The sequence below is a fragment of the Pseudomonas sp. 31 R 17 genome (assembly GCF_900004915.1).
Taxonomy (GTDB): domain Bacteria; phylum Pseudomonadota; class Gammaproteobacteria; order Pseudomonadales; family Pseudomonadaceae; genus Aquipseudomonas; species Aquipseudomonas orientalis_A.
Genome location: NZ_CVTN01000070.1, coordinates 4,234 through 6,336, shown reverse-complemented (window position 1 = coordinate 6,336; position 2,103 = coordinate 4,234). Strand labels below are relative to the sequence as shown.

General features: G+C 54.9%; 1 protein-coding gene. It reads right to left on the bottom strand.

Annotation, left to right across the window (positions count from 1 at the left end):
- Positions 1-2,103, bottom strand: a 2,103-nt coding sequence (locus BFP89_RS17210) for an immunoglobulin-like domain-containing protein (RefSeq protein WP_370671225.1), incomplete at both ends; no start/stop codon positions are given.

Sequence of the window (2,103 nt, the reverse complement as noted above, 5' to 3'; positions counted from 1 at the left end):
CCGCTGGATTGGTTCACACCGATGGTGATGGTTTTGCCGTTATCCAGGGTGACGGTCAACGGGTTGGTGATGTTGGTCACCAGCGCGCCGTTTTTATCCACAAGGCTGGCGGTGTAAACGATATTGCCGCCTTCGCCGACGGTAGTTGTGGCGCTCAGAACTACATCGACTTTGTCGATGGTGTCGTTGATTGCAGTGGTTGCGCCGTTGCCAGCAACTTCCAACTTCTCAAAGTTGCCGCCCGTTGCGTCGGTAATCTTGACCGTTTGAGTGCTCTTATCGATGAACACGTCATCGCTTGGCGCAGGGATGGTCACAGTGCCGACGGTATCGCCTGCCTTGATGATAATCGACGAACCGTTATCCAGTTTCAGAGTGACGTCGCTGCCCGCTTTATTGGAAAGCGTGGCCGTGTAAGTGATCTGGCCACCTTCGTTGACGGCGGTTGGCGCGGTCAGCGTAACGGTAGTGGTATCAGCGGTGCTTGGGGTATCGGTGACAGTGGTGTTAACCGCTGTGGTACCTGGCACCAGGTTCTCAAAGTGCTCGCCACCGGTGACAGTCTTGATTGCAGTGGTGACGGTCTGATCGCCCTTGTACACATCATCCGGCGCAACAACCGAAACAGATCCGCTCGACTGATTTACGCCAATGGTGATGCTCTGGCCGTTATCGAGTGTGACGGTCAACGGGTTGGTGATGTTGGTCACTGGCGCGCCGTTTTTATCCACAAGGCTGGCGGAGTAGACGATATTGCCGCCTTCACCGACGGTAGTGGTGGCGGTCAGAACTACATCAACCTTGTCGATGGTGTCATTGATCGTGGTGGTCGCACCGTTGCCCGCAACTTCCAATTTCTCAAAGTTGCCGCCAGAAGCGTCGGTGATTTTGACGATCTGAGTGCTCTTGTCGATAAACACGTCATCGCTTGGAGCAGGCACGGTCACGGTGCCGACAGTGTCGCCGGCTTTGATCGTGATGCTCGAACCGTTATCCAACTTCAGCGTGACGTCACTGCCTGCTTTGTTGGAGAGCGTAGCGGTGTACGTGATCTGGCCACCTTCGTTAACAGCATTTGGTGCGGTCAGCGTGACAGTCGTAGTGTTGTCAGTACCAGGGGTATCAGTAACGGTTGTAGTGACTTTGTTGGTACCTGGAACGAGGTTCTCGAAGTGCTCGCCGCCGGTCACACCTTTGATAGCGGTGGTGACGGTTTGATCGCCCTTGTACACATCATCCGGCGCAACAACCGAAACGCTGGCGCTCGATTGGTTCACACCGATGGTGATGCTCTGGCCGTTATCCAAGGTGACGGTTAACGGATTGGTGATGTTAGTCACCGGCACGCCGTTCTTATCCACAAGGCTGGCGGTGTAAACGATGTTGCCGCCTTCGCCAACAGTAGTGGTGGCGCTCAGAACCACGTCGACTTTATCGATGGTGTCGTTGATCGTTGTCGTTGCGCCGTTGCCTGCAACTTCCAGTTTTTCGAAGTTGCCGCCAGTGGTTTCGGTGATCTGAACGGTCTTAGTGCTTTTGTCGATAAACACGTCATCGCTTGGAGCAGGCACGGTGACCGAACCGACGGTATCGCCGGCTTTGATCGTGATGCTCGAGCCATTATCCAACTTCAGATTGACGTCACTGCCCGCTTTATTGGAAAGCGTCGCTGTGTACGTGATCTGACCACCTTCGTTTGCCTGGGCCGGAGCTGTCAGGGTGACGGTAGTGGTGTTATCAGTGCCTGGGGTATCAGTAACGGTGGTGTTGACGGGCGTAGTGCCTGGCACCAGATTTTCGAAGTGCTCGCCACCAGTGACAGTCTTGATAGCAGTGGTGACGGTCTGATCGCCTTTGTAGACGTCATCCGGTGCAATAACCGAAACGCTGGCGCTCGATTGGTTCACACCGATGGTGATGCTTTGGCCGTTATCCAGCGTCACGGTCAGCGGGTTGGTGATGTTAGTCACCGGCGCGCCGTTTTTATCCACAAGGCTGGCGGTATAGATGATATTGCCGCCTTCACCAACAGTAGTGGTGGCGCTCAGAACCACGTCGACTTTATCGATGGTGTCGTTGATCGTTGTCGTTGCGCCGTTGCCC